Raw genomic sequence first — 24,117 nt, 5'->3', positions numbered from 1 at the left:
TTTCAACTGCCTGAAATCCAGCCAGCGCATCTGCAGGGTGCAGTGTGCTGGTTGTTTGTTCTATCTGATAGAACTATGTTCTGTGTAGAAGAACTATAAAACCAAGAAAGCCCAATCGATTCAGGGTAAGTACCTAATCTGGGATCAAATCGAAATCATGTTCTACTAGGCAGAACAGCCCCCAGAACCGCACACCGAGCCCTTTGCATGCCCAGTGAACCCCCCATGACCGCACCGGACACCGCTGAATCCAGCAGTGGCGTGGCCGTGCTCGACCGAGCGTTTGCCATCCTGGGGGCCTTCAGCCCCACGGACGACCGCCTGACCCTGACCGAGCTGTCCAAGCGCACGGGGCTGTACAAAAGCACGGTGCTGCGCCTGCTGGTGGCGCTGGAACATGGCGGCTTCATCCGCAAACTGGAGGACGGCCTGTACGCCGTGGGCCCCCAACCCATGCGCCTGGCCGCGATCTACCAGCGGTCGTTCCGGGTGGACTCCGTGATCGAGCCTTTGTTGGCCGAGCTGAGCGCCGCCTTGAACGAGACCGCGTCCTTCTATGTACGTGCCGGCGAGCGGCGCCTGGTGGTCAGCCGCGTGGAGCCTGCGCGGGCGGTGCGGGTCTCCATCCGTGTGGGGGAAGACTTCGACATCCGGCACGGTGCGGCAGGCAAGGTGCTGCTGGCCTTCACCGAAAGCGAGTTGCAGCCTGACATGGTGGCGGTGCGCGAGCGCCTGTGGGCCACCTCCTATGGCGAACGCGATGCAGAGTCCTGCGCCGCATCGGTGCCAGTGTTTGGTGCCCTGGGTGAACTCAAGGGGGCGTTGACCGTGTCGGGGCCGCTGTCCCGCCTGGGCGTGCCGCAGGCCATGCATGCGGCCGTGGGTGCGCTGCTGGACATGGCCGTGCGCGCCACGATTGCCTTCGGCGGAAATCCGGCCCGTTTGCTGGTTGCGGGTAAGAACCTTCAGCTAGACAGCGTCAGCGCAGCAAGGCCAGACTGAGCCTGCCGCATGGGCTGCAGACGGGGTGTTGATGGTCGAAAGCGATGATCCGTTTTGCAGGGTGGATGGCTGATGGCCGTCGCCACTTGAAAATATAGACTAACCAGTCTATATTTGCCGCATGCAAACCGACCCACTCCTGAAACCCCGGCGCGGCAGGCCGCCAAGGCCCCGGGTCGAGGACGTTGACACGCGCGAACTGCTGCTGCGTGCAGGTCTGGAGACGCTCACCGAAAAAGGGTTCGCCACCGCCGGAATCGATGAAATCCTGGCCCGGGTGCGGGTGCCGAAAGGTTCGTTCTACCACTACTTCCCCAGCAAGGAAGCCTTTGGCCTGGCGCTGATTGAACGCTACGCCCACTACTTTGCCTACAAGCTGGACAGCCACTTTGGCAATGAGGCGCTTGCGCCGCTGGCAAGGTTGGATGCCTTCGTCGCGGATGCCGTGGCCGGTATGGAGCGGTACGACTTCAAGCGGGGCTGCCTGATCGGCAACCTGGGGCAGGAAATGAACGGCCTGCCCGAGTCCTTCCGGGAGCGGCTGACCGAGGTTTTCAGCGACTGGGAGGGGCGCACCGCCGCTTGCCTGGACGCCGCCAAGGCCCAAGGCCAGCTTGCCCCTGACGCGGATACGGCCCAGCTGGCCTGTGCATTCTGGATTGGATGGGAAGGGGCGGTGCTGCGCGCCAAGCTGGAGCGCAGCGCCCAGCCGCTGCACACCTTTGCCCGTTTTTTTGTTGCGGGCCTGCCCAGGGCCTGATTTTTTGGCCTTTTTATAGACGATCAGTCTAAATGTGAAGGAGTGGCGATGTTCAGTGGAATCTTGATCGGCAAAGACGACGGCGGCTACCACGCGAAGCTACAGCGCATCGACGAGTCGCTGCTGCCGGAGGGTGACGTGCTGGTGCGCGTCTCCCATTCGACGATCAACTACAAGGATGCGCTCGCCATCACCGGCCAGGGGCCCGTGGTGCGCAAGTTCCCCATGGTGCCGGGGGTGGACCTGGTCGGTCAGGTGGAGCATTCGTCCCATACCGCTTTCAAGCAGGGGGACTGGGTCTTGCTCAACGGCTGGGGGGTGGGTGAAACCCACTGGGGCGGCCTGGCGCAGATGGCGCGCCTGAATGGGGACTGGCTGATTCCTTTGCCCGCCGGTTTCACTCCCCAGCAGGCCATGTCCCTGGGCACGGCGGGCTACACGGCCATGCTCTGTGTCATGGCCCTGGAGCGCCACGGTGTGAAACCCGGCGATGGCGAGATTGTGGTGACCGGGGCCGCCGGCGGCGTGGGCAGCGTGGCCATCGCCATCCTGTCCCGGCTGGGCTATGCCGTGGTGGCGGTGACCGGGCGCACCGATGAAACCGACTACCTGGTCGGCCTGGGGGCCAAAGAGGTGCTGCCACGCGCGCAGTTTTCGCAACCCGGCAAGCCGCTGGGCAAGGAACGCTGGGCCGGGGCGGTGGACGTGGTGGGCAGCCATACCCTGGCCAATCTGTGCGCCACCACCCGCTACGGCGGCGTGGTGACGGCCTGCGGGCTTGCCGCCGGCATGGACTTCCCGTCCACGGTGGCGCCTTTCATTCTGCGGGGCGTGACGCTGGCGGGCATCGACAGCGTCATGCGGCCCACAGCCGACCGGCTCGAAGCGTGGTCGCGGCTTGCGGTGGACCTGGATCTGAAGCAACTGGGCACCATCGGCCGCGAGGTGCCTTTGACCGAGGTGATTCCGCTGGCGACGGAACTCCTGCAAGGGCGGGTCAAGGGCCGCATCGTTGTTGATGTGAACCGCTGACCCGTTCCCCCACAACGCCTGACAACCACTGGAGACAAGCCATGACCATGACCCCAACCCATGCTGGCGCAATCAGCCGCTTTCCTGTGCCCCTGCTGGAAGACATGCCCGCAGACATCCGCGAGCGGCTGGTGGCGGTGCAGGATAAATCAGGGTTCATTCCCAACGTCTTTCTCACCCTGGCCTACCGTCCCGACGAGTTCCGCGCCTTCTTTGCCTACCACGATGCGCTGATGGAACGTGCCAGCAACCTCACCAAGGCCGAGCGCGAAATGATCGTGGTGGCCACCAGCGCAGTGAACCAGTGCCAGTATTGCGTGATCGCCCATGGGGCCATCTTGCGCATCCGCGCCAAGAACCCTTTGATTGCCGATCAGGTCGCTACCAACTATCGCAAGGCCGACATCACGGACCGCCAGAAGGCGATGCTGGATTTCGCCATGAAGGTGTCGGCCACGGCACACCTGGTCGGTGAGGCGGATTTCGACGCCCTGAAGCGGCACGGTTTCACCGAAGACGACATCTGGGACATCGCCGGCGTATCGGCGTTCTTCGGCATGTCCAACCGCCTGGCCAACGTCACCAGCATGCGTCCCAATAAGGAGTTCTACGCCATGGGGCGGGGCTGAGGAGGGAAGGGGCAGGTTCCGCGACTGGAGTGCGTATCTGCAGACGGGCCGCAAGGCGGGAGCGGCCTTGCACAAGGCCAATCCCAAGATGGTGGCCGGATTCCAGGCCCTGAGCGCCGGGCAGAACGGCAACGGCGCCCTGGATGCCAAGACGAAAGAGCTGATCGCTCTGGCAGTGGCCGTGACCACGCGCTGCGACAGCTGTATTGCGGCCCATGCGCAAGCTGCCCGGCGCGCAGACGTGTTCACGGCGAGCTGGCCGTGAAGGTGACCTGGCCCGTGTAGGTGCCTGCCGTGCGGCTGGCCAGGTTGGCGTAGGAAAAGGTCCAGTTGGCGGTGCGCACCGTCACGAGGTTGGTGAAGGCCGTGCCTACCACGTTGACGGCCGTGCCCGTGCCGGTATTGGGAATGGTGGGGGCGGGCAGGTTGCTGTCGCTGCTGGCGACGAGGATTTCGGACAAGGGGATGGTGTTGGCACCGCTGGCCAGCGCCGTCGTGGCCGTTGCGCGCAGCGTGACCTGCCCGGCGTTGCTGCGCACCTCGACCGGCAGCACGTTGCCGCTGGACGCTACCGTGAATGCGGGCGCGCCGCCACTCCAGGCCACGGCGGTGTTGTTGCCCGCCGCAGGTGTGGTGGGCACGGCGGGAATCGAGGGCGTGAGCACGAAGCCCACGCTGCTGACCGCGCTGCTTAGCGTGGGCCACGCGCTATCGCCGATGCGAAAGAAGAGGAACTTGTCGATGGCGATGGCAAAGTCCAGGGTCACGCTGGCGGTCAGCGGGGCGGCGGCGCTGGGGACGGCAGCGCTGGGGCCGGCGGTGCTGGATGCCGCATGTGCCGCTGACAGGGGGATGCAGGCCAGGCACAGCAGGGGCAGGCGCGCCGCGGCGCTGGCATGCATCATTTCAGTTCCACATCCACCTTGAAGCTGCCCCTGTCCCAGTCCAGCACGCCGCGGGCCTTGACCGGATAGGCGGGCGCCGGAGCGGGCTGGCCGTCCTCCGCCTTGGGCAGCAATGCCAGCGTGCGGGTCTGGCCCGGCAGGATGGGCGTGCCCTCGGGCACGAGTTCAAAGCTTTTTCCCCGGTTGTCGGTGGCGTCCAGGCTGCCGTCGAGACGGCCATGCGCATCGCCCGTGTTGGTCACGGTCACCAGGGCGCGGCGCATGCCCTGGTCCTCGCCCATGGAGATTTGCCGTATGTCCAGCCGGGGCTGGGCGCCGCCGAGGGTCACGTAGACGGCGACGGCGATGCGGCCCGTGACAGGCAGGGTCAGGCTGGTGCCGCCGCTGCGGATGAAGGTCTGCTGGGCGGGCTCCATGCCTTCTATGGCGATCATGAAGCGGCATTCGCCGCGTGCCGCATCGGCGGGCGGCTCGATCTGGAAGCGGAAGGATTTCCTGCTGCGCGCGGGCAGGGACACGCTGCGCCGCTCCAGCACCACCCAGGGCCGGCAACTGCCGGGCAGCAGCTCATCGTGGTAGGTGATGTCGCCGGAGTCCGAGTAGCTCCAGTCGATGGTGCGCATGGCGACTTCGGTCGTTGCCGACGCAAGATTTTGCAGCTCCAGCGCCTGGCCGATCCGGGATCCGGGCTTGCCCGACAGCTCGAAGCGGGATGGGCTGATGGCCAGCTCGAAGGGGGCGCTGGCGCAAGTGCCGCAGGCCAGCAGCAGCGCGAAGCAGGAGACGATGGCTTTCATGGCAGGGTCTCGATTTCGAAAAAGGACTCGAAGCTCAGTGCGCTGCCTCTGGACAGCCGGAACTGGCGCGGATCGATGCGCAGGTTCAAGTCCAGCGTCTCGATCATCCATGGGGTCTGCACGAGGCCGTTCCAGACCTGGACCCGGTCACCCGGGCGGCCTGCGCCTGCCGTGAAGCTGCCGTTGCCGCGCCATTGCACCTGCAGGCCTGCCGGTGAGAGCATTCCTGCAACGGACAGGGGAATCACGTGGAAAATCCTGGCGCGCTGGCCCAGGTAGGGCGCCGTGGCCAGCCGGTATTCGACGCGGCCGAACGGCAGCTCCAGCACGCCGCCGTCGATGACCCGGGCATGGCGCGTGTCCACCTGAACATGGGGCCGGGGCGATGTGGAATCGTCGAGCCGGGCGACCAGTGCATGGCCCGGGGCGGACCAGGCCGGCGCAGCGCAGGCCCACAGCGTGATGGCCAGGGCCCGGCACGCACGCAAAGCAAGGACGGGGCCTGGCATCGTGCTCATTCCATCGTCGCGGTGAAGCGCACCGTGCCTCTGTAGTTGCCGGCCGGGTAAACGACGTCGTTGGCGTAGATGAACTGCAGGCGCGTGGCGCTGATGCCAGAGGACTGGTAGTTGCAGACGACGAGGATGCAGGTCGTGGCATTGGCATTGAAGCCCGCGGCCGGGCTGGTGATGTATTGCATCGGGTTCGTCGGATTGAAGGTGCCGCTTTGTATGTCGCCGCTGCCTGCCGCGCCGTTGTTGCTGGCGGTCCAGGAAATCTTGCTGAATGGAATCACCGTGGTGCCGCATCCGCCGGACTGGCAGGCCAGCCCCGTCGAGGAGTCCACCCGCAGCTTGATCGGCCGCACTTCCCCGACCATCAACAGGTTGACGGGGCGCAGGGGCGTGACCCAGACATCGATGGGCGCCGTCGCCGCGACGGCCGTGGGCGTCAGCCCTGCATTGTTGCCGGTGACGTTGAACTGCACGGTGTCCACGCCGCTGGCCGCGCCCACGCGCAAGGTCAGGCTGTAGGAGCTGCCCGTGTCGGTGACCGCCAGGATCACGGCCGCCGCAGGGCCCGGCAGGCCGGCGGCCAGCACCGCCGCGGCCAGCATGCACGCGCGCCGGTGCGGTGTCCGTGCGGAACCGGGTTGTGGCAGGGCGGTCCCCATCAGATGCCTTGTGCGGTGTAGGTGATGGTGTTGGTATAGGTGTTCGCCGTCCAGCTGGCCGGCGTGCCGCCCAGGGTGTAGGCCCAGGTCCCGGTGGCGACCACGTTGGAGGGAAAGCCCACGGAGGCGCATGCGCCCAGGTTGGCGCCGGGGTGGGGCAGCGTGCCCGTGGCCACGATGGTGAAGTTGGCATTCGTCGGGCCACCCGTGGCGTTCCAGGCGCCCATGGAGCAGTTGATGGTGCCGGCCCCGGCATTGGTCCAGGCATAGACCGTCAGCGTGTTGGCTGCGGATGTGGTGGTCACCGTGGGCGCGCCGCCGCTCCAGTCCACATCGGTGTTGTTCACCGAGGCCAGCGGTGTGGTCGGCACGCTCGGAATGCTCAGTGTCGAAGTCCAGGTCACGGTATCTATCGTCGTGTTGGTGGAGCCCACGCGCAGCAGGATCAGCTTGGGCACGGTCACGCTGAGATTGACCCGTGCCTGGGCCGTGATCGTGCCCGTGCCGGAGCCGTACTGGCTTTCGGCCAGCGCTGGTCCTGCCGCGAGGCTGGCGCTGGCGATCGACACGGCCAGCAGGTGGCGGGCAAGAAGGGGGCGGTTCATGGCATCTCCTTGGGTTGGGCGCGAGGCAGGGCGGTGCGGGTCATTCGCCCACCTTGACCACGGCAATTGCCGCCACGGCATGGCCGCGCAGCGGGACATGGATGGCGACCCCGTTGTCGCCCGCTGCGCCCCAGGGCAGGGGCACGCTCTCGAGCGTGAGGGACAGGCGGTGGTGGCCCGTGGTCACCATAGGGAACTCGAAACGGCCGTCTCGGTCTGTGAGCGTGCGGTAGCGGCCATCCAGCAGCACTTCGACACCGGCCACACCCCCTTCTCCGGCCTGTTGCTCGCCGTCGCGGTTGGCGTCGTAGAACACGCGGCCCGACAGGCTGCCGCCGCCTGCGCCTGCGCCTTCACCGGGCACGCCGGCCGTGGCAAAGGCGGTGCCGGCGCTGCCTTCCCAGCGCAGGTAGACATAGGCCGCCTTCTCGTTGCTGCGGTAGACGTTGGGCAGCGCGGAGGGCGTGGGCAGCAGCGAGGCCCGTGCCTGGTTGAAAAGGGCCGAAAAGCCTATGCGCCAGCCCTGGCCGAGCGACTTCTCCGCCGTCAGCGACCCCGAAAGGCCCCGGCTGGTGTACAGGCCGCCGCTTTGCGAGGTATAGCGCAGGTTGCCGGCCAGATGTGTGCCGCTGTCCATCCAGTAGCGCCACTGCAGGCCTGCGGTGGGGTAGCGGCGCGACGTTCCTCCGCTGCGGTCGCGCGCGTAGCCGATGGTGGACGTGAGTTCGGGCCGCATGGTTTCATAGCGGCCGCCGATCCAGTCCTGCTCCCACTGCAGTTCCTGGCCGGTGGCCGCACTGTCGCCCAGCACGATGAGTTCGTTGCGCTGCAGCGTCAGTGACAGGCGGCTGCGCGGTGCCTCGAAGAAGCGTGTCTGGTAGAAGGCCGTGGCCCACAGGCTGCGCCCGTTGGCGCTGCTGCCCCCCGCGCCTGCGCCGTCATAGCGGGTCTGGTGCACGCTCAGGCTGCCGCCCACCGAGCTGCGGCGGTCGAACAGGTACTGGAGGTTGCCGCTGGCGCCGGTGCGTTCGTACCCCGACAGTCCGAAATCTCCACCCGGGCGCGCCCGTTCGTAGTCCAGGCCGGCTCCCCAGGCCAGGCGGCTGGCGCTGCGGTCCACGCGCCAATAGGCGCCGCGCGATGCCGTGGCCAGTCCGTAGTCGCCGAAGTAAAGGCGGGGGCGTGTGACGTAGGTGCCGAATTCATGGCGGTAGGCGCCGGCGCGCACTCCCGCTTCCACGAACAGCCCTTGCGAGCTGCCGCTGTCGCCCGGCATCGATGAGCGCGACTGGCTGCCCAGCACGGTGGCGCGTAGCTTGAAGTCCCCCTCGCGCAGCAGTTCGCGGCCGCGGCCCAGCGATGCGGCCCAGCTCGAGACATTCCTTCGGCCGATGCCCTGCGCCGTCAAGGGGTCGTAGTAATAGGCGGGGATGGCCTGTGCCTGATTGATCTGCAAGGCCGCGAACCAGGGACCCTGCAGGCGCAGGGTGCCACCGAGCCAGGCCAGCGTTCCCTGGCTTTTCTCGAAACCTGGATAGGGGCCGCCCGTGAGATTGCCACGCTGTCCCAGGCCCGCGCGAACGTCCCACCCGGAGGAGTAAAGCCGCAGCGAGGCGCCGCGCACCGGCGTCGAGCCGAACGACAGCCGGTAGTTGCGCGTCAGCCCGTCCGTCAGTTCGCTGAAGACGTCGCCCACGGCCGTGTCGGCGAAGCTGCGGGGCGTGAGCGGAAACGCGAGGTTGCGCAGCGTGAACCGTGCGCTGCTGGCGTCGCGCGCATAGCCCAGAGTGCCCATGCCCAGGCCGCTGGAGGAGTTGTCCCCGCTCAGGTGGCGAGCGTCGAGCTGCAGCGCGAACTCGCCATGGCTGAGCGTTTCATGGCGGTACTCCAGGCGCTGGCCGAACTCGGCCGCACGCTGGCGCCCATAGCCCGTGGCCGAAGAATCTCCCAGGCCGACGCGGCTTTCCAGCAGCCAGGCGCGCAGGCCCTGTGGCTGTTCGGCTTCGGGAATGGCCTCGACCTGCGTGGCCAGCACATCCAGGTCCATGAAGCGGTCCTGGTAGACCGGTGGCGCGGAGTCGAGCTGCATCCTCAACCGCAGCTGCTCGGCCTGGGCTGGATCGAGGGATTCGATGCGCGCGTCAGCCATGGCCTGGGCCTGGGCGCCGGTCGGACCCGCCAGGCAGATTGCCATGCCCCAAAGCCATGCAGTGCACCAGATGCCAGGCAGGGTCTGCGGCGGCATTCGAATCATCAACCCGTATTCCTGTCCTATTCATTGGGATCACAGCCCGCGGGCCGGAGCAAAGGAATGGGTGGCAAGGATTTATTGCCTTGAGTTTCTGTGTCAAGGCAATGGGGGCATGCATGGCGAAAAACATCAAATCCAGTGGAGGGGTGCATAGGCGTGTCATCGTCTTATTCAAATACCCGGTCCGCTGCCCCAGCCCTGATTCAGCGGGAGCGCACGCCATGCCGCACTGCTGCCCGAGAAATCGCCGATGGGGCCCTGTGGTGCATTGGGCCGGTAATCGGTAAATCAATCGCCGCCAAGGCCATCGGTTACCACCATGACAGATTTTTCTCGTAAAACGTTGACCGATGATCGGATAATGCAGTGCGATAGCACTATCAATATCTTCAAACCGTTTGTTCATTTATTCATTTATTCATTTGTCCATTTATTGCAGTCCAGTTGCGAGAGCGGCCCGCGTGCGGGCTATGGCGGCTACCAGCGCAGGCGTGGCAGCAAGGTGCGCATGGCCGTGGATACGTTGGGCTGCCTGCTCGCCGTGCATGTCACGCCAGCTGACGAGCAAGAGCGTGCCCAGGTGCGCAGGTTGTGTGAGCAAGTGCAGTACAGGCCACCGGCCACACGATGGAGCTGGCCTGGGCTGACCAAGGCTATACGGGTGGACAGGCCGCGCCAGGCGGCTCAGGACAACGGGATTGATCTATAGACCGTGAAGTTGCCCGAGGCGAGGAAAAGCTTGGTATTGCTGCCCAAGCGCGGGGTGGGGGAGCGCAGCTTCGGGTGGCCGGCAAGATTTCGCCGTCTGTCGCATGGCTATGAGCGGCTGCCACAGGTTCTGAGTGGCTTGTACTTTGTGGTCTTTGCCGTGCTCATGCGACCGGCCGCGGCTCAGATATTGGCTTCGACGGGAAGTTCATCACACGCTCTGGAGGGTGTGGCCTTGGACTGCAGAGGCACAGAAAACAGAAAGCGGCCTCAGTGGCCGCTTTTTTGGGCGCCCGGCCATCCTCCAGGGCGGCCGTTCCTGCCCGCGCTGCGGCGGCGGTCACACCGCGTCGGAGGGAAAGGCGATGAACTCTGGTGGGACCGCTGTGGTGAGCCAGACGCCATTCTCGGCGCGCCAGAAGACCTGTCCGCTGGCGTGCATGGCCTGCGCGTCCACCCACAGCACGCAGGGCTTGCCGTGGCGTCGGCCTACGGTTTCTGCCGTCTGCGCGTTGGTCGACAGGTGCACATGCTGCCGCTCCATCGGCTGCAGGCCCGTGCGGCGAATGGACTCCAGGAACCGGGATGCAGTGCCATGAAACAGGCGTGCTGGCGGCTCCTGCAGCGGCAGCGCAAGCTGCACTGGAACAGAGTGGCCTTGGTTGGCGCGAATGCGTTCCCCGTCGTCGCTGAAGGCAAACCGTTGTTTGTCGCTGCCGGCCACCATCTGGCTCAGCGATGCGCGGTCGAGTGCCACGCCGTGGGCATTCGCGCGTTCCAGAAGATCGTCAACCTGCGCCCACCCCGTACTGTCCAATGCCAGCCCGATGGTCTGTGGTGCATGGCGAAGGACCAGGCTCAAAAACTTGCTCTTTTCCACCACGCTGCCCATGCCCATCGCTCCAACGCCATCGCTTCAACGCCATCGCTCCAAGGTTCTTCTATTCCAGCCACTCACGGCTCTCCGGAACCATGTGTTCCGTTCGCCAGGCTTCAAGGCCGGGAAAGATGGCGGTCGCTGGCCATGGCGGTGTTTGCTGCCCTTGCCAGACCAGATGGACCAGGGCCACCCGGCCGGTACCGTCCAGCAGCGCGAACAGTGCATCGTCCCCATTGCCGCGGCCGATGAGCTGGACGGGAACCCCGTGCAGTGCATGGCCCGGACTGGTTTCGCGCGCCAGCTGCTCGGCGAACGTGCGCAGGTAGCGGTCCCTTGCGCCAGCGGTCGAGGTCCAGGGTTCCAGCCAATCCGTTTCTTGCATCTTGGGATTCTATTTCCCATGTGCCCATGCTCCCTTGTGCGGCCCCCAACTGCACGCGGGGCGGGCGGACTGGGCGCCCTGGGCCAAGATCAGCTTCGGGCCTCCTGCCGCCTTTATCGTTCCCCCGACATTGCAGACAAGGCAGACGACCGTCGTGGCGGGAGCTTCGTGCCCACCATGCCAGGGAGTGGCGGTGGGCTCTGCGGTCACATCAAAGTCAGCAGGCCAGCGTTGCGTCAGCCACCGGCAGCCCATTCAGGAATGCGGCCACCTGCCGGTTGCCGCGCAGGTGCACCACGGGCACCTGGGGGCCTTGGGCCAGACGCATGGCTTCAATGCCCGGGCGGTTGGCGTTGTCGTAGTGCCAGACGTATTTCAGAAAGGTCAGGAACGCGCGGTTGTGCTGCTCCTGGCAGCCAGCGGCCAGGTCGGTGCGGGGCCGCTTGCTGAAGCTGCGCGCAATCACGCGGCGCAGGCAGGTCCAACGCGGGGTGTCCAGCCAGATGACCAGATCGGCGCGGGGCAGGCGCAGATCGAAGGTGCGGCGGGCGTAGTTGCCCTCGCAGACCCAGGTGTCGGGCGCCACCGCGTGGCGCACCCGTTCGCGGAAGACTTCGGCATCGGCCTCCACCCAGCCTGGCTCCCAGAACAGCGTATCCAGGTGCACCACCGGCAGGCCCAGGCGCGCACCCAGGGCGCGCGCCAGTGTGGATTTGCCGCTGCCTGCATTTCCCAAAATCACAATCCTCTGCATGAACGGCTTCCCATCGTCAAAAGGGTGGCGATTCTGCGGATTGCGGGCCGCCTGTCAACAGCTCAGTGCAAATAAATGGGCCTGTGCACGCCCGCAGACCGCCAGCCTCAAGCGCCCGGATTGAACCGCTGGGCCACCTGGGACACCCGCGCTCCGTAGCCGCGTGCCGTGGCGATGTCCCCGTCGGGAATGGCGGCGGCGTCGGCATCCGACGGGGCTTGCACCAGCAGGCCCACGGAGCCGCCCAGGTTGTTCACATCGTTGCGGGTGGCCGCCAGGGTGTTGGAGGGAGGCACGCCCAGGCTGACCCAGATGCCGCCATGCTGGGAGGCCAGTGTCTGCATGCCGATCAAGGTCACCTGCTTGTCGCCGTTGAGGCTGGCGCTCACGGAAAAGCCTCCGAAGACCTTGTCCTGCCAGGCGCGGGTGAACCACGCCTTGGAGCTGGCATCGGCAAACTTCTTGAACTGCCAGGGCGCGGAGCCCATGTAGGTGGGGGCGCCCAGCACAATGGCGTCGGCCTGGGCCAGCGCGTCCCAGGCTTCGTCGCTGAGGTTGCCTTCGGGGTCGATGCGCAGCAGTTGCGCCTGCGCACCCTGTGCCACGGCCTCAGCGATGCGTTGCGTGTGGCCGTAGCCGGAAAAATAGACCACTACAGTTTTTGCCATATGTCCTCCTGCGGATTGGCGGTAAAGATGGGGGTGGGCTGGGGAAAGCGGCTGCGCCGGGTGCACGCCGGGGTGCCCGGCTCAGGGGATTTGCACCAGGCTGCCCTTGCGGCGGGATGCGGTTCCATCGGGCAGAAAAATGTTGGTGTAGGCCACACCGTTGCGGAAGTCGTCCACATGGACCACGTGCTGCCCTGCGCGGCGCGACCAATAGATCATGTAGACGCCGTCCCCCACCGGCGTGACCGTGATGGGCACGTTGGCGGTGTTCTTGCCATCGGGAGAGGTGAACACCATCTCCCGGGCCGACTTGAAATCCAGGCGGAATTTCTGGTCGCCGAAGTCCACCAAGTAGGACTTGCCGGCGGCAATAAACTCGCTGTCCGAGGCGATGGCGACGGCATGGGAATCGGCAGCGGGCGCTTGGGCGCCGGCCCAGGGGGCCGACAGCAGCGCTGCAGTGCCCAGGATCAGGGAAGCAGCGGTGGGGGAAAAAAAGGTCATGGGACAGATTCCAGAATGGCGATTCAAAGGCCGCATCGGCGTTGCGCAACGCGGCCTTCACCCGTAGTGCTGCCCTTGAACCTGGCCCATCCAGTCGCGATGTGCCCGCCACTTGTGTGGCGGGGCGCACGTCCGGCTTCTGGGCACGCAAACCCGTCGGTGGCGGGCTGTCTTGGGCATCGGTTCAAAGGTATTCAGCAGATACTTGGTATATTTTTCATCGTTGTCTGTGCATGCCCAAGAACGCACCTGGAGGGCACCAGATACCCTGGAGGAAACCTATGACCGATGACGCACTGCGGCTGCATGCAGGCCGCTATGCCTACAACGTCTACGAAGACCAATGCCCGACCCGCCAGGTACTGGAGCGGCTGGCGGACAAGTGGGCGCTGCTGATCCTGGACCGTCTGGAAACCGGCCCGCAGCGCTTCAATGGGCTCAAACGCGAGATCAAGCAGATCACGCAAAAGGTGCTGACCCAGACCCTGCGCAAGCTGGAGCGCGATGGCCTGGTCACCCGCACGGTGTATGCCACCAAGCCCGTCACCGTCGAATATGCGCTGACGGCCCTGGGTGCCACCTTGACGCAAACCGTGGCCGCGTTGGCGCACTGGGCTGAGCAGAACATGGATGCGGTGGCCGCGGCACAGGCCGCCTATGACGCGGAAGAGGCCCGCCAGGCCGAGCTGCAAAAGCGCGTGCACAGGCTCTGAGCGCAACGGGAAAGGCACGGCTGCAGAAGGCTGCAGGGCAGATGACGGCGTTGGGAAGACCCAGGCCAGGCGCGGTCTGCCGAAGGTGGTGGGTGCCACCAGGCTGCGTGCCGCCCATGCAGCTGGCGTGCTGCAACCGTGGCATAGTGTTTTGGCTCAATGGAGGATCCCATGGCTAAATTGCAGTGTGTTCCCGGTATTTCCACTGCGCTGCTGGCGCTGGCCTGTGGCGTCTCGTACGCGCAGACACCTCCCGATGTGGAAGATCTGGTCGGCGCGCGAGCGGCTGGCGGAGAAACCCAGCTGCAAGCCCGCGGCTATGTCTTTGTGCGTGCCAACCGCGTGAGGGACCAATCGTGGACTTTCTGGTGGAGCGATGTGCAGAAGGCGTGTGTGGCCGTGGCAACGGCCGATGGCCGCTATGCCAGTCTGCAGCGAGTACCCGTTCAGAACTGCCGCCCTGGTGGCGCGGCCAGCGGTGCTGACCCGGTGGTCTCCGCACCCCCGCGGGCCGAAGCGCTCACCCTGGTTTGTTACGGCCAGGGGCAACACGCCACCTATTCCTCCCACTATGGGTACGAGTGGAACAACGACTCCAAGCGCTATGTGCCCATGCAACGCATGGAGTCCGGCAACGAGCAGTTCAACTCGGGCGTGCAGTTCGACTTCCGTGACGGTACCGGGCGCGTGCACCTGACCGGCAAGCCGGTACCCCCGCTGAACTCTGGCGGCACGGATGGCTGGTGGCCCCTGGAAGACATTCAGATGACGCCGGACCGCATCAGCGCGCGTTACCGCCTCAACGCTTTGAGCCATCCCACGGTCTCCATCGACCGCCACAACGGGCTGGTCGAAATCAAAGGCTCGCCAGGGTTCAGTGGCAAATGCGATTCCGGGGACTGGGGGGCGGAACGCCGTTTCTGAGCCAGGGCCTGGACTTGGACTTGGACTGCCGACGCATCACGCAGTCGGCATTGCTGCCGTTGCCTGTGCGCCAGAGAGGCCCGAAAGTGCCTGGCGGGGGGCCGGCATCGCCGGGCTGTTTCGGGTCGACTGTGCCTGTCGCAGACCGATCCTCCGCAGTGGTCTGGTGCGGCGGCGGTGACACCGGACCGTACGCCTGGAATCCAGCGACAATGGCCGGCATGACCGACCACCATGCCGATGAACGCCCCGTCTACCAGGCTGCGTGCCACTGCGGGACGGTGCGCTTTTCCCTGCGTCTGACCGATGGACTGCGCACGGTCCGCCGATGCAACTGCTCGTACTGCCGCATGCGGGGAGCCGTGGCGGTGTCCGCCAATCTGAGTGACCTTGCCGTGACGCAGGGGCGGGATGCCCTCACGCTGTACCAGTTCAACACTGGCGAGGCCAAGCACTATTTCTGTTCGCGCTGCGGCATCTATACCTTCCACCAACGCCGTTCTTCGCCGGAACAGTACGGGATCAATGTGGCCTGCATCGAAGGCATGAGCCCCTTTGACTTCGACAAGGTGCCGGTGAGCGAGGGCCGGGTGCACCCCAAGGACCGGCCGGGTGGTACGTCGAACGTTGCCGGCTGGGTGCTGTACCAGGCCAACCCCGAAGCCGCCGGAAACTGATGGCGTGAATGGGGCAGGTCGCAGCAGTGCGGCCTGCAGGGTCCCCACGGGTGAGGAGGGGCTCACGGCCCGTGGCTTGGAGAGCGGCTGTCAACTTCCCTGGTTTACGGCTGGGCCCGCAGGCCGCGCAGCAGCAGTGCCAGGGCGGCGCTGGCATGCTGCAAGCGTTGGTCGCTGTCGCTCTCGTGGTGCTCACTGTCCGCAATCCAGAACGCCGCTTCGGCCAGGCTGCCGTAGATCAGCGACGCCAGCGCCTGGGCATCGGCCTGGGCCACCGTGCCTTGCTGGATCAGGGTTTCCAGCTGGCGCTGCATGGACTCCACGCAGTGGCGCTGGGACTCTGGCGATGCACCGCCCAGCACGGCCTTGGCGTCGCGCAGCACGATCCGCTGGTACTCGGGCTCCATGGCCATCTCCAGGTAGGCGCGGCAGCGGTTGCCAAAGCCTTCCCACAGGTCCTGCGCCGATTCGGAAATGGCCACCAGGCGCGCATCCATCTCTGCATCGATCTGCGCCACCACCGCCGCCAGCAGGCCTTGCTTGTCACCGAAGTGGTGGTAGAGCGCGCCGCGCGTGAGGCCGGCCTGGGCGGTGAGATCGTCCATCGAGGTGGCGGCATAGCCGCATTCGCTGAACACTTTGCGGGCGGTGGCCAGCAAGGTGGCGCGTGTTTCTTCCATCTCGGCGCGGGTGCGGCGGGCCATCGGCCTTCTCCTTACATACGGGTTGCATGATTGTTTACATACGTGACGTATGTATATATGATTTTATTCATACGCCTTGTATGTATTTTCTGCGCACCGCGCCCGCGTGGCAAGCGTGTGCCTTTCTGGAGAGCGAGATGAATCCCTACCGAGAGCTGTTGCGTGCGCCGCAGGCCAGGGCCTTGGTGCTGGCAGGTCTGCTGGCCCGGCTGGCATTGCCCATGACGGGCATCGGCACCATCACCATGCTGTCCCAGCTGCGGGACGGCTACGCCCTGGCCGGGGCGGTGGCTGCCACGGTGGTGCTGACGTACGCGCTGCTATCGCCCCAGGTCTCCCGCCTGGTGGACCGCTACGGCCAGCGCCGGGTGCTGCCCGGGGCTGCGGCCCTGAGCGCCGTCGGCATGCTGTGCCTGCTGGCGGCCACCTGGCAGCAGGCCCCGGACTGGACGCTGTTTGCCAGCGCGGTGCTGATGGGCTGCATGCCCAGCATGTCGGCCATGGTGCGTGCGCGCTGGGCGTTTCTGTACCCGGGGCAGCCGCGCCTGCAGACGGCCGGTGCGCTGGAAACCGTGCTGGACGAGGTCAGCTTCATCGTCGGGCCGCCCCTGTCCGTCGGGCTGGCCGTGGCGGCGTTTCCCCAGGCCGGGGTGCTGGCCGCCGCCGTGCTGCTGCTGGCGGGCATGGGGGCCCTGGTGGCGCAGCGCAGCACGGAACCACCGGTGCCGGTGCAGGCTGCCAGCCGCCAGGGTGCGGCGCCATCGGTGATGCGCACTCCGCAGATGCGGCTGCTGGCCGCGATGGTGCTGGCCATGGGGGTCATCGTGGGCACGGTGGATGTGGTCAGTGTGGCCTTTGCCACGGCGCTGGGGCAGCCCGTGATGGCCAGCCTGGTGCTATCGGCCTACGCCATCGGCTCCTGCGCCGCCGGGCTGTTCTTTGGGGCCCGGCCGCCGCAGGTGCCGCTGCACCGCCTGCTGTGCTGGGGCGGGGCTGCCACGGCGGCCACCACCATCCCCTTGCTGGGCGTGGGCCACATTGCCGCGCTGGCCGGCGCCGTGCTGCTGGCCGGGCTGTGCTTCGCCCCAACCCTGATTGTGGCCATGTCCCTGGTCGAGCAGCTGGTGCCGGCGCAGCGCTTGACGGAGGGCATGACCTGGCTGCTGGCCAGCCTGAATGCCGGGGTGGCGCTGGGCGCGGCCGCATCCGGCCATGTGGTGGATGGCGGTGGCCCCCGCGCTGGATTTGCGGTCGCCTGCGGTGCCGGCCTGGTGGTGGCTGCGGCTGCGCTGTGGAGCTCCCGGCGCCTGGCGGCCCGTGCGGTGCCCATGTCCGCCGCCGCGTGAGTTGCGGCGCGCTGTTCTCTGATTGGCTTCTGTAAGGAACCACTGCCGATGTCTGTTTTGAACCCTTCCCCTGGCGCTGCTGTCCGGCGCCCCTGGCTGGCCGTCACTGCGGCCGCCCTTGCCACCTTCTCGGTGGTGACCACGGAAATGCTGCCCGTGGGCCTGCTGACGGCGATGGCCGCCGATTTGGGCAGCGCCACCGGCAGCACCGGCCTGGTGATCTCGCTGCCCGCCTTGCTGGCGGCCCTGTTTGCGCCGCTGGTGGTGCTGGCCGCCGGCGGCATTGACCGGCGCCGGCTGCTGTGCGGCTTGCTGGCCCTGCTGGTGGTGGCCAACATCGCGTCGGCGCTGGCGCCGGGTCTGGCGTGGATGCTGGCCGCGCGCGTGCTGGTGGGCCTGTGCATGGGGGGCATCTGGGCGGTGGCGGGCGGCCTGGCCGCGCGGTTGGTGCCTGCGGCATCGGTGGGGCTGGCCACGTCCCTGATCTTTGGCGGGGTGGCCGCGGCTTCGGTGCTGGGCGTGCCGCTAGGCGCCTGGGTCGGGGAGATGCTGGGCTGGCGCTGGGCTTTTGGCGGCATGGCCGCCCTGAGCGGCGCCGTGTGGCTGCTGCTCATAGTGGCGCTGCCGCCGCTGCCGACCCACCATGTGGTCCGCCTGCGCCAGTTTGGCGCGCTGCTGGCGTTGCGCCCGCTGCAGTTGGGGTGGGGGCTGACCTTGCTGCTGGTGGCCGGGCACTTTGCGGCGTTCACCTTTGTGCGGCCGCTGCTGCAGTCGGTGTCGGGCTTTGGGGCGCAGTGGATAGGCCCCTTGCTGTTCGGCTACGGCATGGCCGGCATTGCCGGTAATTTTCTGGTGGGCATGGTGGCGGCGCGCCATACCTGGCGGGCCCTGGCGGTGATTGCGGCCGGCCTGCTGCTGGTGCCGCTGCTGTTTCTGGCGGTGGGCACATCGCCCGTGGGCGGGGGCGCCGCGCTGCTGGTCTGGGGGCTGGCCTACGGTGGTGTCTCCGTGGGGCTGATGACCTGGGTGATGAAGGCGGCCCCGCAGGCGGTGGAAGCGGCCACGGCACTGTATGTGGCCCTGTTCAACATCGGCATCGGGCTGGGGGCCTGGCTGGGAGGGCAGGTCATCGACCGCGCGGGCCTGACCGCGAACCTGTGGTGTGCGGCAGCGCTGGCGGGCGGTGCCGGTCTGCTGGTGCTGGGCATGGCGCCTGCGATACCGCGGCCTACTAAACTCGAAAATCGCTAAGTCCTTGATTGACAGCGGGGAAGCTGCGGTTTCTGGAGAGGCGGCCTCGCCGGCCGCATCCAGAGATAAACGGCCAGCACCCAAGACCCGGCTACGCCGTGCCCGGCAGGCCCGGCAACACCTTCCCCGGATTGAGCAGATGCTTCGGATCGAGCGCACGCTTGACCTGCCACATCAGTTCAAGCTCCACGGACGACTTGCAGTCGAGCAAGTCGTCGCGTTTGGCCACGCCTATGCCGTGTTCGGCGGAGATCGAACCATTCTGGCGCGTTGCCAGACCGTCGACGGCGTGAGAGACGCGCGCATAGTTCTCGGCGAGAAAGAGCGCAGGCGTCACGTCCTTGGGGCGTAGCGGGTTGAAGTGCACATTACCGTCGCCCATGTGGCCGTAGATCACCATGCGTGCATCGGGCGCGAGCGCAAGCACCTGGGCCGACGCGACGGCGATGAAGTCGGCGATCTTCGACAGCGGAATCGAGATGTCGCACTTGATGCTGCCACCGGCGCGCGTCTGTGCATCGGAGATTTCCTCGCGCAGCATCCAGAACGCGCGCGCGTCGGCAAGGCTGGCGGCCACGGCCGCATCGGTCACGAGGCCACGCTCCATGCCCTGCTCGAGAATGCCCATCAGCATCGCGTCCAGGCTTTCGGCATCACCTCCCGAAGTCAGCTCGATCAGCACCATCCAGTCGTGCGCGGCGGGCAGCGGCGCGCTCAGTTGCGGCATCGATTCGAGCACCAGCGTCAGCGCCGGACCCGAAATCAGCTCGAATGCGGTCACGGCCTGGCCAGCGACGCGCTTGGCTTCGGTGAGCAGTTCCACCGCGGCATGCGGGTTGTCCACGGCAACCCACGCTACGGCGCTCGCCGTGGGGAGGGGCATCAGCTTGAGCACGGCCGCGGTGATGATGCCCAGCGTGCCTTCGGAGCCGATGAACAGTTGCTTGAGGTCATAGCCCGTGTTGTCCTTGCGCAGACCACGCAGCGACGAATAGATGCGCCCATCGGGCAGCACGGCTTCAATGCCCAGTGTGAGATCGCGCATATTGCCGTAGCGCAGCACCGCCGTGCCGCCTGCGTTCGTCGACAGATTGCCGCCGATCTGGCACGAGCCCTCGGAGCCGATGCGCAGCGGGAACAGCCGTCCGGCGTCTTCCGCCGCGGCGCGCGCGGCCTGCAGCGTGACACCGGCCTGCAGGGTCATGGTGTCGTTGAGGAGGTCGATCTCCTGCACCTGGTTCATGCGGCGCAGGTTCAGCACCACGGCATTGCCCGCGCCGTCGGGCACAGCGCCGCCCATGAGCGAGGTATTGCCGCCTTGCGGCACCACGGGAATGTTGTGCTCGAAGCACAGCGCGAGCACGGCGCTGACCTGCTGCGTGTCGGCCGGCAGCACCACGGCCAGGGCCTTGCCATGGTAGAGCTTGCGGTAGTCGGTCGTGAACGGCTGCATGTCGCTGGCGACTTCAATGCAGGCTTTCTCGCCGACGATGGCGCGCAGGCCTTCCAGTACGCACGCATCGGAAGCCTGGAGAAGGGGAGATGTCACGGACATGGTCAATAGGCTCCGCGGGTATCGACATCGGCATCGGCAGCCGCGCCGCTATCGGCGGGCTTGCCGAGGAAATCGCCCGCCAGGCTGCGCGCGGCCTTGGCGTAGAGCAGGATATCGACGCCAACGGCCACAAACGTGCAGCCCAGATCCAGGTAGCGCCGCGCCAGGGTAGGGTCGGAGGTGAGGGTACCGGCCGCCTTGCCTGACGCGATGATGGTGCGCATCGCACCTTCGATCGCGGCCTGCACTTCGGGGTGGCCGGGGCGGCCGCGAAAGCCCATGGACGCAGCGAGATCCGCCGGGCCGATGAACACACCGTGCACGCCGTCGACCTTGCAGATGGCTTCAAGGTTGGCGAGCGCGGTCACGGTCTCGACCTGCACCAGCAGGCAGACTTCCTCATCGGCGACATCCAGATAGTCGGTGCGCGCGCTCCATTGCGAAGCGCGTGCGACCGCGCTGCCCACGCCGCGAATGCCCAGCGGCGGATAGCGCGTGGCCGAGACCAGCGCGTGCGCCTGTTCGGCGGTATCCACCATGGGCACGAGCAGCGTCTTGGCTCCAATGTCGAGCAGCTGCTTGATGAGGGCCGTATCGCCCTGCACCGCGCGCACCACGGGCTGGGCCGCATGCGGCGCGACGGCCTGCAGCGCGCCCAAGGTCGATTGCAGATCGTTGGGCGCGTGTTCGCCGTCGATCAGCAGCCAGTCGAAGCCCGTGCTCGCACTGACTTCGGCCATGTAGGGGTCGGCCATGGACAGCCACAGACCCACCTGGGGCTGCTTGGCGGCCAGCGCGGCCTTGAAGGGATTATGAGAAGGCATGGGGGTGTTTCCAATCAATCCAGATCAATCCAGTTGTCCCTGGCAGACGTACTTGGTGTGCAGGTAATCATCGAGCCCGTGCACCGAGCCTTCGCGGCCATAGCCCGAGTCCTTGACGCCGCCGAACGGCGCGGCTTCGGCTGCAAGTGCGCCTTCATTGACACCGACGATGCCGGTTTCCAGCGCATCGGCCACGCGCGTGACGCGGCGCAGGTCATTGGTATAGAAATACGCGGCCAGGCCGAACGGCGTGTCGTTGGCCTGGGCGATGACTTCGGCTTCATCGGTGAAGCGCGTCAGCGGCGCGACCGGGCCGAAGGTCTCCTCGCAGGCGCAGGCCATGGTCGCATCGGCATCGACCAGCACCGTGGGTGCGAAGTAGTTGGCGCCCAGCGCCGTGAGGCGCACACCGCCGGTCACCACGCGTGCGCCGCGCGCCACGGCGTCCTGCACATGGCGCTCGATCTTCTCGACCGCACGGTCGTTGATCATCGGGCCGATCTGCGACGCCGGGTCGCTTGCCGGGCCCACCTGCAGCGCGGCGACGCGCGCCACCAGCAGCTCAGCGAAGCGATCATGCACGGAGGCATGCACGAACACGCGGTTGGGGCATACGCAGGTCTGGCCGCCGTTGCGGAACTTGGCCTGCATCAGGCCTTCGACGGCGGCTTCGAGGTCGGCGTCTTCAAACACGATGAATGGCGCATTGCCGCCGAGTTCCAGCGACAGCTTCTTGAGCGTGTCGGCCGAACGGCGTGCGAGGTGCTTGCCCACGGGCGTCGATCCCGTGAACGTGATCTTGCGCACGCGTGCGTCGTCCAGCCACACATCGACCACTTCGGGCGTGCGTTCGCGCGATGCACTGATGATGTTCAGCACGCCCGGCGGCACGCCGGCTTCATGCGCCAGCGCGACCAGTGCCAGCGAAGTCAGCGGCGTGTCTTCGGCGGGCTTGCAGACCACGGTGCAGCCTGCCGCCAGCGCGGGCGCGATCTTGCGCGCGATCATGGCTGCGGGAAAGTTCCAGGGCGTGATCGCGGCCACGACACCGACGGGTTCGCGCAGTGCGTACATGCGCCGGCCGGGCACCGGTGCGGGAATCACTTCGCCGTTGGCACGCGTGGCCTCTTCGGCAAACCATTCGATGTAACTCGCCGCATAGGCGACTTCGCCGCGGCCTTCGGCCAGCGGCTTGCCCTGCTCGCGCGAGATCAGCCGACCCAGGTCTTCCTGGTGGGCCAGCACCAGATCGTTCCAGCGCTTAAGAATCTGCGCGCGCTGCTTGGCCGGCGTCTTGCGCCAGGCCGGAAACGCCGCCTGCGCGGCGTCCACGGCGGCGCGCGCATCGGCGGCGTTCGAGTCGGGCACGGCGGCGATCACGGCGCCGGTCGCCGGGTCGGTCACGTCGAGACGGCGGCCGGCTTCAGGCTGCAGCCATTCGCCGGCGATGAAGTTGCCCGTGCGTTGCAGCTCGGGCCGGGAAAGATTCAGAGACATGAGGGATCGGGAAAAAGAGGAAAAAGAGAAAAAAAAAGACTGCCTGTCAGCTCACGATGCCCAGATGCCACGGCACGAACTCGTGGTCGCCCAGACCCAGCAGCTCGCTCTTGGTGGGCTCACCCGAAGCGTGCCAGAGGATCTGCGCGAAAATGCGCTCGCCGAGTTCTGGCACAGAAAGCTCGCCGTCGATCACCACGCCACAGTTGATGTCCATGTCTTCCTCGAGGCGGCGGAACATCGGTGTATTGCTGGCGAGCTTGATCGTCGGTGCGGGCTTGCTGCCGAACATCGATCCACGCCCCGTGGTGAAGCAGATCAGCTGCGCGCCGCTGGCGATCTGTCCGGTCGCGGCCACGGGGTCGTAGCCCGGCGAGTCCATGAACACGAAGCCGGGCTCCGTGATCGGCTCGGCGTATTCATAGACCGCGCGCAGTGGTGTGGTGCCGCCTTTCATGGCCGAACCGAGCGACTTCTCGAAGATGTTCGCCAGGCCGCCGGCCTGGTTGCCGTGGCCCACGACGCCGTTGAACTGCGCATTCTGGCCGGCGGCATAGCGCTCCCACCACGCGAGGCGGTCGAGCAGCTTCTGGCCGACTGCGGGCGTGATCGCACGCCGAGTGAGCATGAACTCCACACCGTGGATTTCAGGCGTCTCCGACAGGATCGCGGTGCCACCGTGGCGTACCAGGATGTCCATTGCTGCGCCCAGCGCGGGATTGGCGGTGATCGCGGAGAAGCCGTCTGAGCCGCCGCATTCCAGCCCGATCTTGAGGTGGGCGGCGCTCACGCGGGTACGTTGCGCCGCATTGGCTTCGGGCAGCATGTCCTCAATCGCACGGATGCCGGCTTCGATCGTATGGCGGGTGCCGCCCACGTCCTGCATCACGAGGGTGCGCATCAACCGGCCCGATGTGAGGCCCTGCGAATCGACCAGCGCATTGACCTGATTGCGCTCGCAGCCCAGGCCCACGATCAGCACGCCTGCCAGGTTGGGGTGGCGCGCATAGCCCGCGAGTGTGCGCCGCAACACATCGAAATGCTCGCTGGGCGAGGACATGCCGCAGCCGCTGGTCTGCGCGAACGCCACGACGCCGTCGACATTGGGGTATGCGGCCAGACGCTCGGGTGTGAAATGCGCAGCAATGCGCTTGATGACCGTGGCCGAACAGTTCACCGACGACAACAAGCCGATGAAATTGCGCGTGCCCACGCCGCCACCCGCGCGCTCGAAGCCCAGAAAGGTCGCGCGCTCGGCTTCGGGCACGAAGTCCACCGGGCGCACGTCCTGGCAGAACCCAGGATCGCGGTAGCTGTCGACCAGCGTCAGATTGTGGCTGTGCACATAGTCACCGGCCTCGAGGTCGCGCGATGCGACCCCGATCACGGTGTCGTACTTGAGCACCTGCTCGCCCGCAGCGATGGCGCGCGCAGCGATCTTGTGGCCGGCGGGAATCTGCGCCCGGGCGCGTACGTCGAATTCGGGGATCGCCTCGCCCAGGGCAATGGCGTTCTTCGCGACCAGCACATTGTCGTTCGGGTGCAGGCGCAACAGGGGACTGTGGTTCATGGCAA

At 66.5% G+C, this 24,117-nt stretch carries 26 protein-coding genes and 1 pseudogene; 11 read left to right on the top strand and 16 right to left on the bottom strand.

From position 1 onward, the window contains the following. Positions 1–207: 207 nt before the first annotated feature. The 5 genes from QM470_RS02760 (at position 208) to QM470_RS02740 (ending at position 3,688) form a co-directional block, all read left to right on the top strand. Positions 208–1,002 carry an IclR family transcriptional regulator gene (locus tag QM470_RS02760; RefSeq protein WP_502846792.1) on the top strand — a complete coding sequence of 265 codons (795 nt, stop codon included), beginning with the start codon at positions 208–210 and terminating at the stop codon, positions 1,000–1,002. A gap of 121 nt (positions 1,003–1,123) precedes the next feature. Next, positions 1,124–1,762, top strand: a complete 639-nt coding sequence (gene acuR, locus QM470_RS02755) for an acrylate utilization transcriptional regulator AcuR (RefSeq protein ID WP_283338073.1) — start codon at positions 1,124–1,126, stop codon at positions 1,760–1,762. A gap of 48 nt (positions 1,763–1,810) precedes the next feature. Beyond that, positions 1,811–2,794, top strand: coding sequence for an acrylyl-CoA reductase (NADPH) (gene acuI / locus QM470_RS02750; RefSeq protein WP_283338072.1), 984 nt, complete (start codon positions 1,811–1,813; stop codon positions 2,792–2,794). A gap of 41 nt (positions 2,795–2,835) precedes the next feature. Beyond that, positions 2,836–3,423, top strand: coding sequence for a peroxidase-related enzyme (locus QM470_RS02745; RefSeq protein WP_502846791.1), 588 nt, complete (start codon positions 2,836–2,838; stop codon positions 3,421–3,423). 67 nt (positions 3,424–3,490) lie between these two features. Beyond that, positions 3,491–3,688 (top strand): carboxymuconolactone decarboxylase family protein, encoded by a 198-nt coding sequence (locus QM470_RS02740; protein ID WP_376750859.1) that lies wholly within the window; start codon positions 3,491–3,493, stop codon positions 3,686–3,688. Here the strand turns inward: QM470_RS02740 and QM470_RS02735 are convergent. Genes QM470_RS02735 through QM470_RS02710 form a run of 6 tightly spaced genes read right to left on the bottom strand, consistent with a single transcriptional unit; the run spans position 3,669 to position 9,098 of the window. Beyond that, positions 3,669–4,328: a hypothetical protein gene (locus QM470_RS02735; RefSeq protein ID WP_283338071.1), complete on the bottom strand. Its 660-nt coding sequence runs from the start codon at positions 4,326–4,328 to the stop codon at positions 3,669–3,671. The genes QM470_RS02740 and QM470_RS02735 overlap by 20 nt on opposite strands. Next, positions 4,325–5,125, bottom strand: a complete 801-nt coding sequence (locus tag QM470_RS02730) for a COG1470 family protein (protein WP_283338070.1) — start codon at positions 5,123–5,125, stop codon at positions 4,325–4,327. Before QM470_RS02730 ends, QM470_RS02735 begins: the two co-directional genes overlap by 4 nt. Beyond that, on the bottom strand, positions 5,122–5,634 hold the full coding sequence (locus QM470_RS02725; protein WP_283338069.1) for a hypothetical protein: 513 nt from the start codon (positions 5,632–5,634) through the stop codon (positions 5,122–5,124). Before QM470_RS02725 ends, QM470_RS02730 begins: the two co-directional genes overlap by 4 nt. A 5-nt stretch (positions 5,635–5,639) precedes the next feature. Further along, positions 5,640–6,242 carry a hypothetical protein gene (locus QM470_RS02720; protein ID WP_283338068.1) on the bottom strand — a complete coding sequence of 201 codons (603 nt, stop codon included), beginning with the start codon at positions 6,240–6,242 and terminating at the stop codon, positions 5,640–5,642. A 56-nt stretch (positions 6,243–6,298) separates the two neighbouring features. Beyond that, a complete protein-coding gene (locus QM470_RS02715; RefSeq protein WP_279998746.1) occupies positions 6,299–6,904 on the bottom strand; it encodes a hypothetical protein in 606 nt (201 codons plus the stop codon). A gap of 40 nt (positions 6,905–6,944) precedes the next feature. After that, positions 6,945–9,098 (bottom strand): SdrD B-like domain-containing protein, encoded by a 2,154-nt coding sequence (locus QM470_RS02710; protein ID WP_283338067.1) that lies wholly within the window; start codon positions 9,096–9,098, stop codon positions 6,945–6,947. A 490-nt stretch (positions 9,099–9,588) separates the two neighbouring features. Here QM470_RS02710 and QM470_RS02705 point away from each other — a divergent pair. After that, positions 9,589–10,074: pseudogene (locus QM470_RS02705) on the top strand (transposase); the annotation flags it as partial. A 129-nt stretch (positions 10,075–10,203) separates the two neighbouring features. Here the strand turns inward: QM470_RS02705 and QM470_RS02700 are convergent. From QM470_RS02700 to QM470_RS02680, 5 genes are all read right to left on the bottom strand, one after another. Continuing rightward, positions 10,204–10,755: an RNA 2'-phosphotransferase gene (locus tag QM470_RS02700; RefSeq protein WP_283338066.1), complete on the bottom strand. Its 552-nt coding sequence runs from the start codon at positions 10,753–10,755 to the stop codon at positions 10,204–10,206. A 49-nt stretch (positions 10,756–10,804) separates the two neighbouring features. Then, positions 10,805–11,125, bottom strand: coding sequence for a hypothetical protein (locus QM470_RS02695; protein ID WP_283338065.1), 321 nt, complete (start codon positions 11,123–11,125; stop codon positions 10,805–10,807). A 217-nt stretch (positions 11,126–11,342) separates the two neighbouring features. Next, the gene (locus tag QM470_RS02690) at positions 11,343–11,867 is read right to left on the bottom strand and encodes a P-loop NTPase family protein (protein WP_283338064.1); all 525 of its coding nucleotides are present in this window, start codon (positions 11,865–11,867) and stop codon (positions 11,343–11,345) included. A gap of 119 nt (positions 11,868–11,986) precedes the next feature. Further along, on the bottom strand, positions 11,987–12,547 hold the full coding sequence (locus QM470_RS02685; RefSeq protein WP_283338063.1) for a flavodoxin family protein: 561 nt from the start codon (positions 12,545–12,547) through the stop codon (positions 11,987–11,989). 81 nt (positions 12,548–12,628) lie between these two features. Further along, complete coding sequence (locus tag QM470_RS02680) at positions 12,629–13,051, bottom strand: MoaF-related domain-containing protein (RefSeq protein ID WP_283338062.1); 423 nt, start codon at positions 13,049–13,051, stop codon at positions 12,629–12,631. A gap of 233 nt (positions 13,052–13,284) precedes the next feature. Between QM470_RS02680 and QM470_RS02675 the strand changes: the two genes are divergently transcribed. The 3 genes from QM470_RS02675 to QM470_RS02665 all read left to right on the top strand — a co-directional run bounded on the left by QM470_RS02675 (position 13,285) and on the right by QM470_RS02665 (position 15,365). Further along, the gene (locus QM470_RS02675) at positions 13,285–13,764 is read left to right on the top strand and encodes a winged helix-turn-helix transcriptional regulator (protein ID WP_283338061.1); all 480 of its coding nucleotides are present in this window, start codon (positions 13,285–13,287) and stop codon (positions 13,762–13,764) included. 171 nt (positions 13,765–13,935) lie between these two features. Further along, positions 13,936–14,688 carry a hypothetical protein gene (locus tag QM470_RS02670; RefSeq protein ID WP_283338060.1) on the top strand — a complete coding sequence of 251 codons (753 nt, stop codon included), beginning with the start codon at positions 13,936–13,938 and terminating at the stop codon, positions 14,686–14,688. 221 nt (positions 14,689–14,909) lie between these two features. Then, positions 14,910–15,365, top strand: coding sequence for a GFA family protein (locus QM470_RS02665; RefSeq protein WP_283338059.1), 456 nt, complete (start codon positions 14,910–14,912; stop codon positions 15,363–15,365). Positions 15,366–15,469: 104 nt separating this feature from the next. Here the strand turns inward: QM470_RS02665 and QM470_RS02660 are convergent, their stop codons facing one another. Further along, positions 15,470–16,069, bottom strand: a complete 600-nt coding sequence (locus QM470_RS02660) for a TetR/AcrR family transcriptional regulator (RefSeq protein ID WP_283338058.1) — start codon at positions 16,067–16,069, stop codon at positions 15,470–15,472. A 137-nt stretch (positions 16,070–16,206) separates the two neighbouring features. Between QM470_RS02660 and QM470_RS02655 the strand changes: the two genes are divergently transcribed. After that, the gene (locus QM470_RS02655) at positions 16,207–17,415 is read left to right on the top strand and encodes an MFS transporter (RefSeq protein WP_283338057.1); all 1,209 of its coding nucleotides are present in this window, start codon (positions 16,207–16,209) and stop codon (positions 17,413–17,415) included. 48 nt (positions 17,416–17,463) lie between these two features. Beyond that, on the top strand, positions 17,464–18,666 hold the full coding sequence (locus QM470_RS02650; RefSeq protein WP_283338056.1) for an MFS transporter: 1,203 nt from the start codon (positions 17,464–17,466) through the stop codon (positions 18,664–18,666). 91 nt (positions 18,667–18,757) lie between these two features. Here QM470_RS02650 and QM470_RS02645 read toward each other — a convergent pair whose 3' ends face one another. The 4 genes from QM470_RS02645 to QM470_RS02630 are packed head-to-tail and all read right to left on the bottom strand — an operon-like array spanning position 18,758 to position 24,112. Next, positions 18,758–20,221 carry an FAD-binding oxidoreductase gene (locus QM470_RS02645; RefSeq protein WP_283338055.1) on the bottom strand — a complete coding sequence of 488 codons (1,464 nt, stop codon included), beginning with the start codon at positions 20,219–20,221 and terminating at the stop codon, positions 18,758–18,760. A gap of 2 nt (positions 20,222–20,223) precedes the next feature. After that, a complete protein-coding gene (gene hpaI / locus QM470_RS02640) occupies positions 20,224–21,045 on the bottom strand; it encodes a 4-hydroxy-2-oxoheptanedioate aldolase (protein ID WP_283338054.1) in 822 nt (273 codons plus the stop codon). A 24-nt stretch (positions 21,046–21,069) separates the two neighbouring features. Further along, complete coding sequence (locus QM470_RS02635) at positions 21,070–22,542, bottom strand: NAD-dependent succinate-semialdehyde dehydrogenase (protein WP_283338053.1); 1,473 nt, start codon at positions 22,540–22,542, stop codon at positions 21,070–21,072. Between the two features lie 46 nt (positions 22,543–22,588). Next, positions 22,589–24,112 (bottom strand): UxaA family hydrolase, encoded by a 1,524-nt coding sequence (locus tag QM470_RS02630; protein WP_283338052.1) that lies wholly within the window; start codon positions 24,110–24,112, stop codon positions 22,589–22,591. Between the last annotated feature and the right edge of the window lie 5 nt (positions 24,113–24,117).

Source organism: Comamonas sp. 17RB, from assembly GCF_030056555.1.
Lineage (GTDB): Bacteria > Pseudomonadota > Gammaproteobacteria > Burkholderiales > Burkholderiaceae_C > Comamonas > Comamonas terrigena.
The sequence above is the reverse complement of the archived record's forward strand: the minus strand, read 5'-3'. Positions and strand labels throughout refer to the sequence as shown.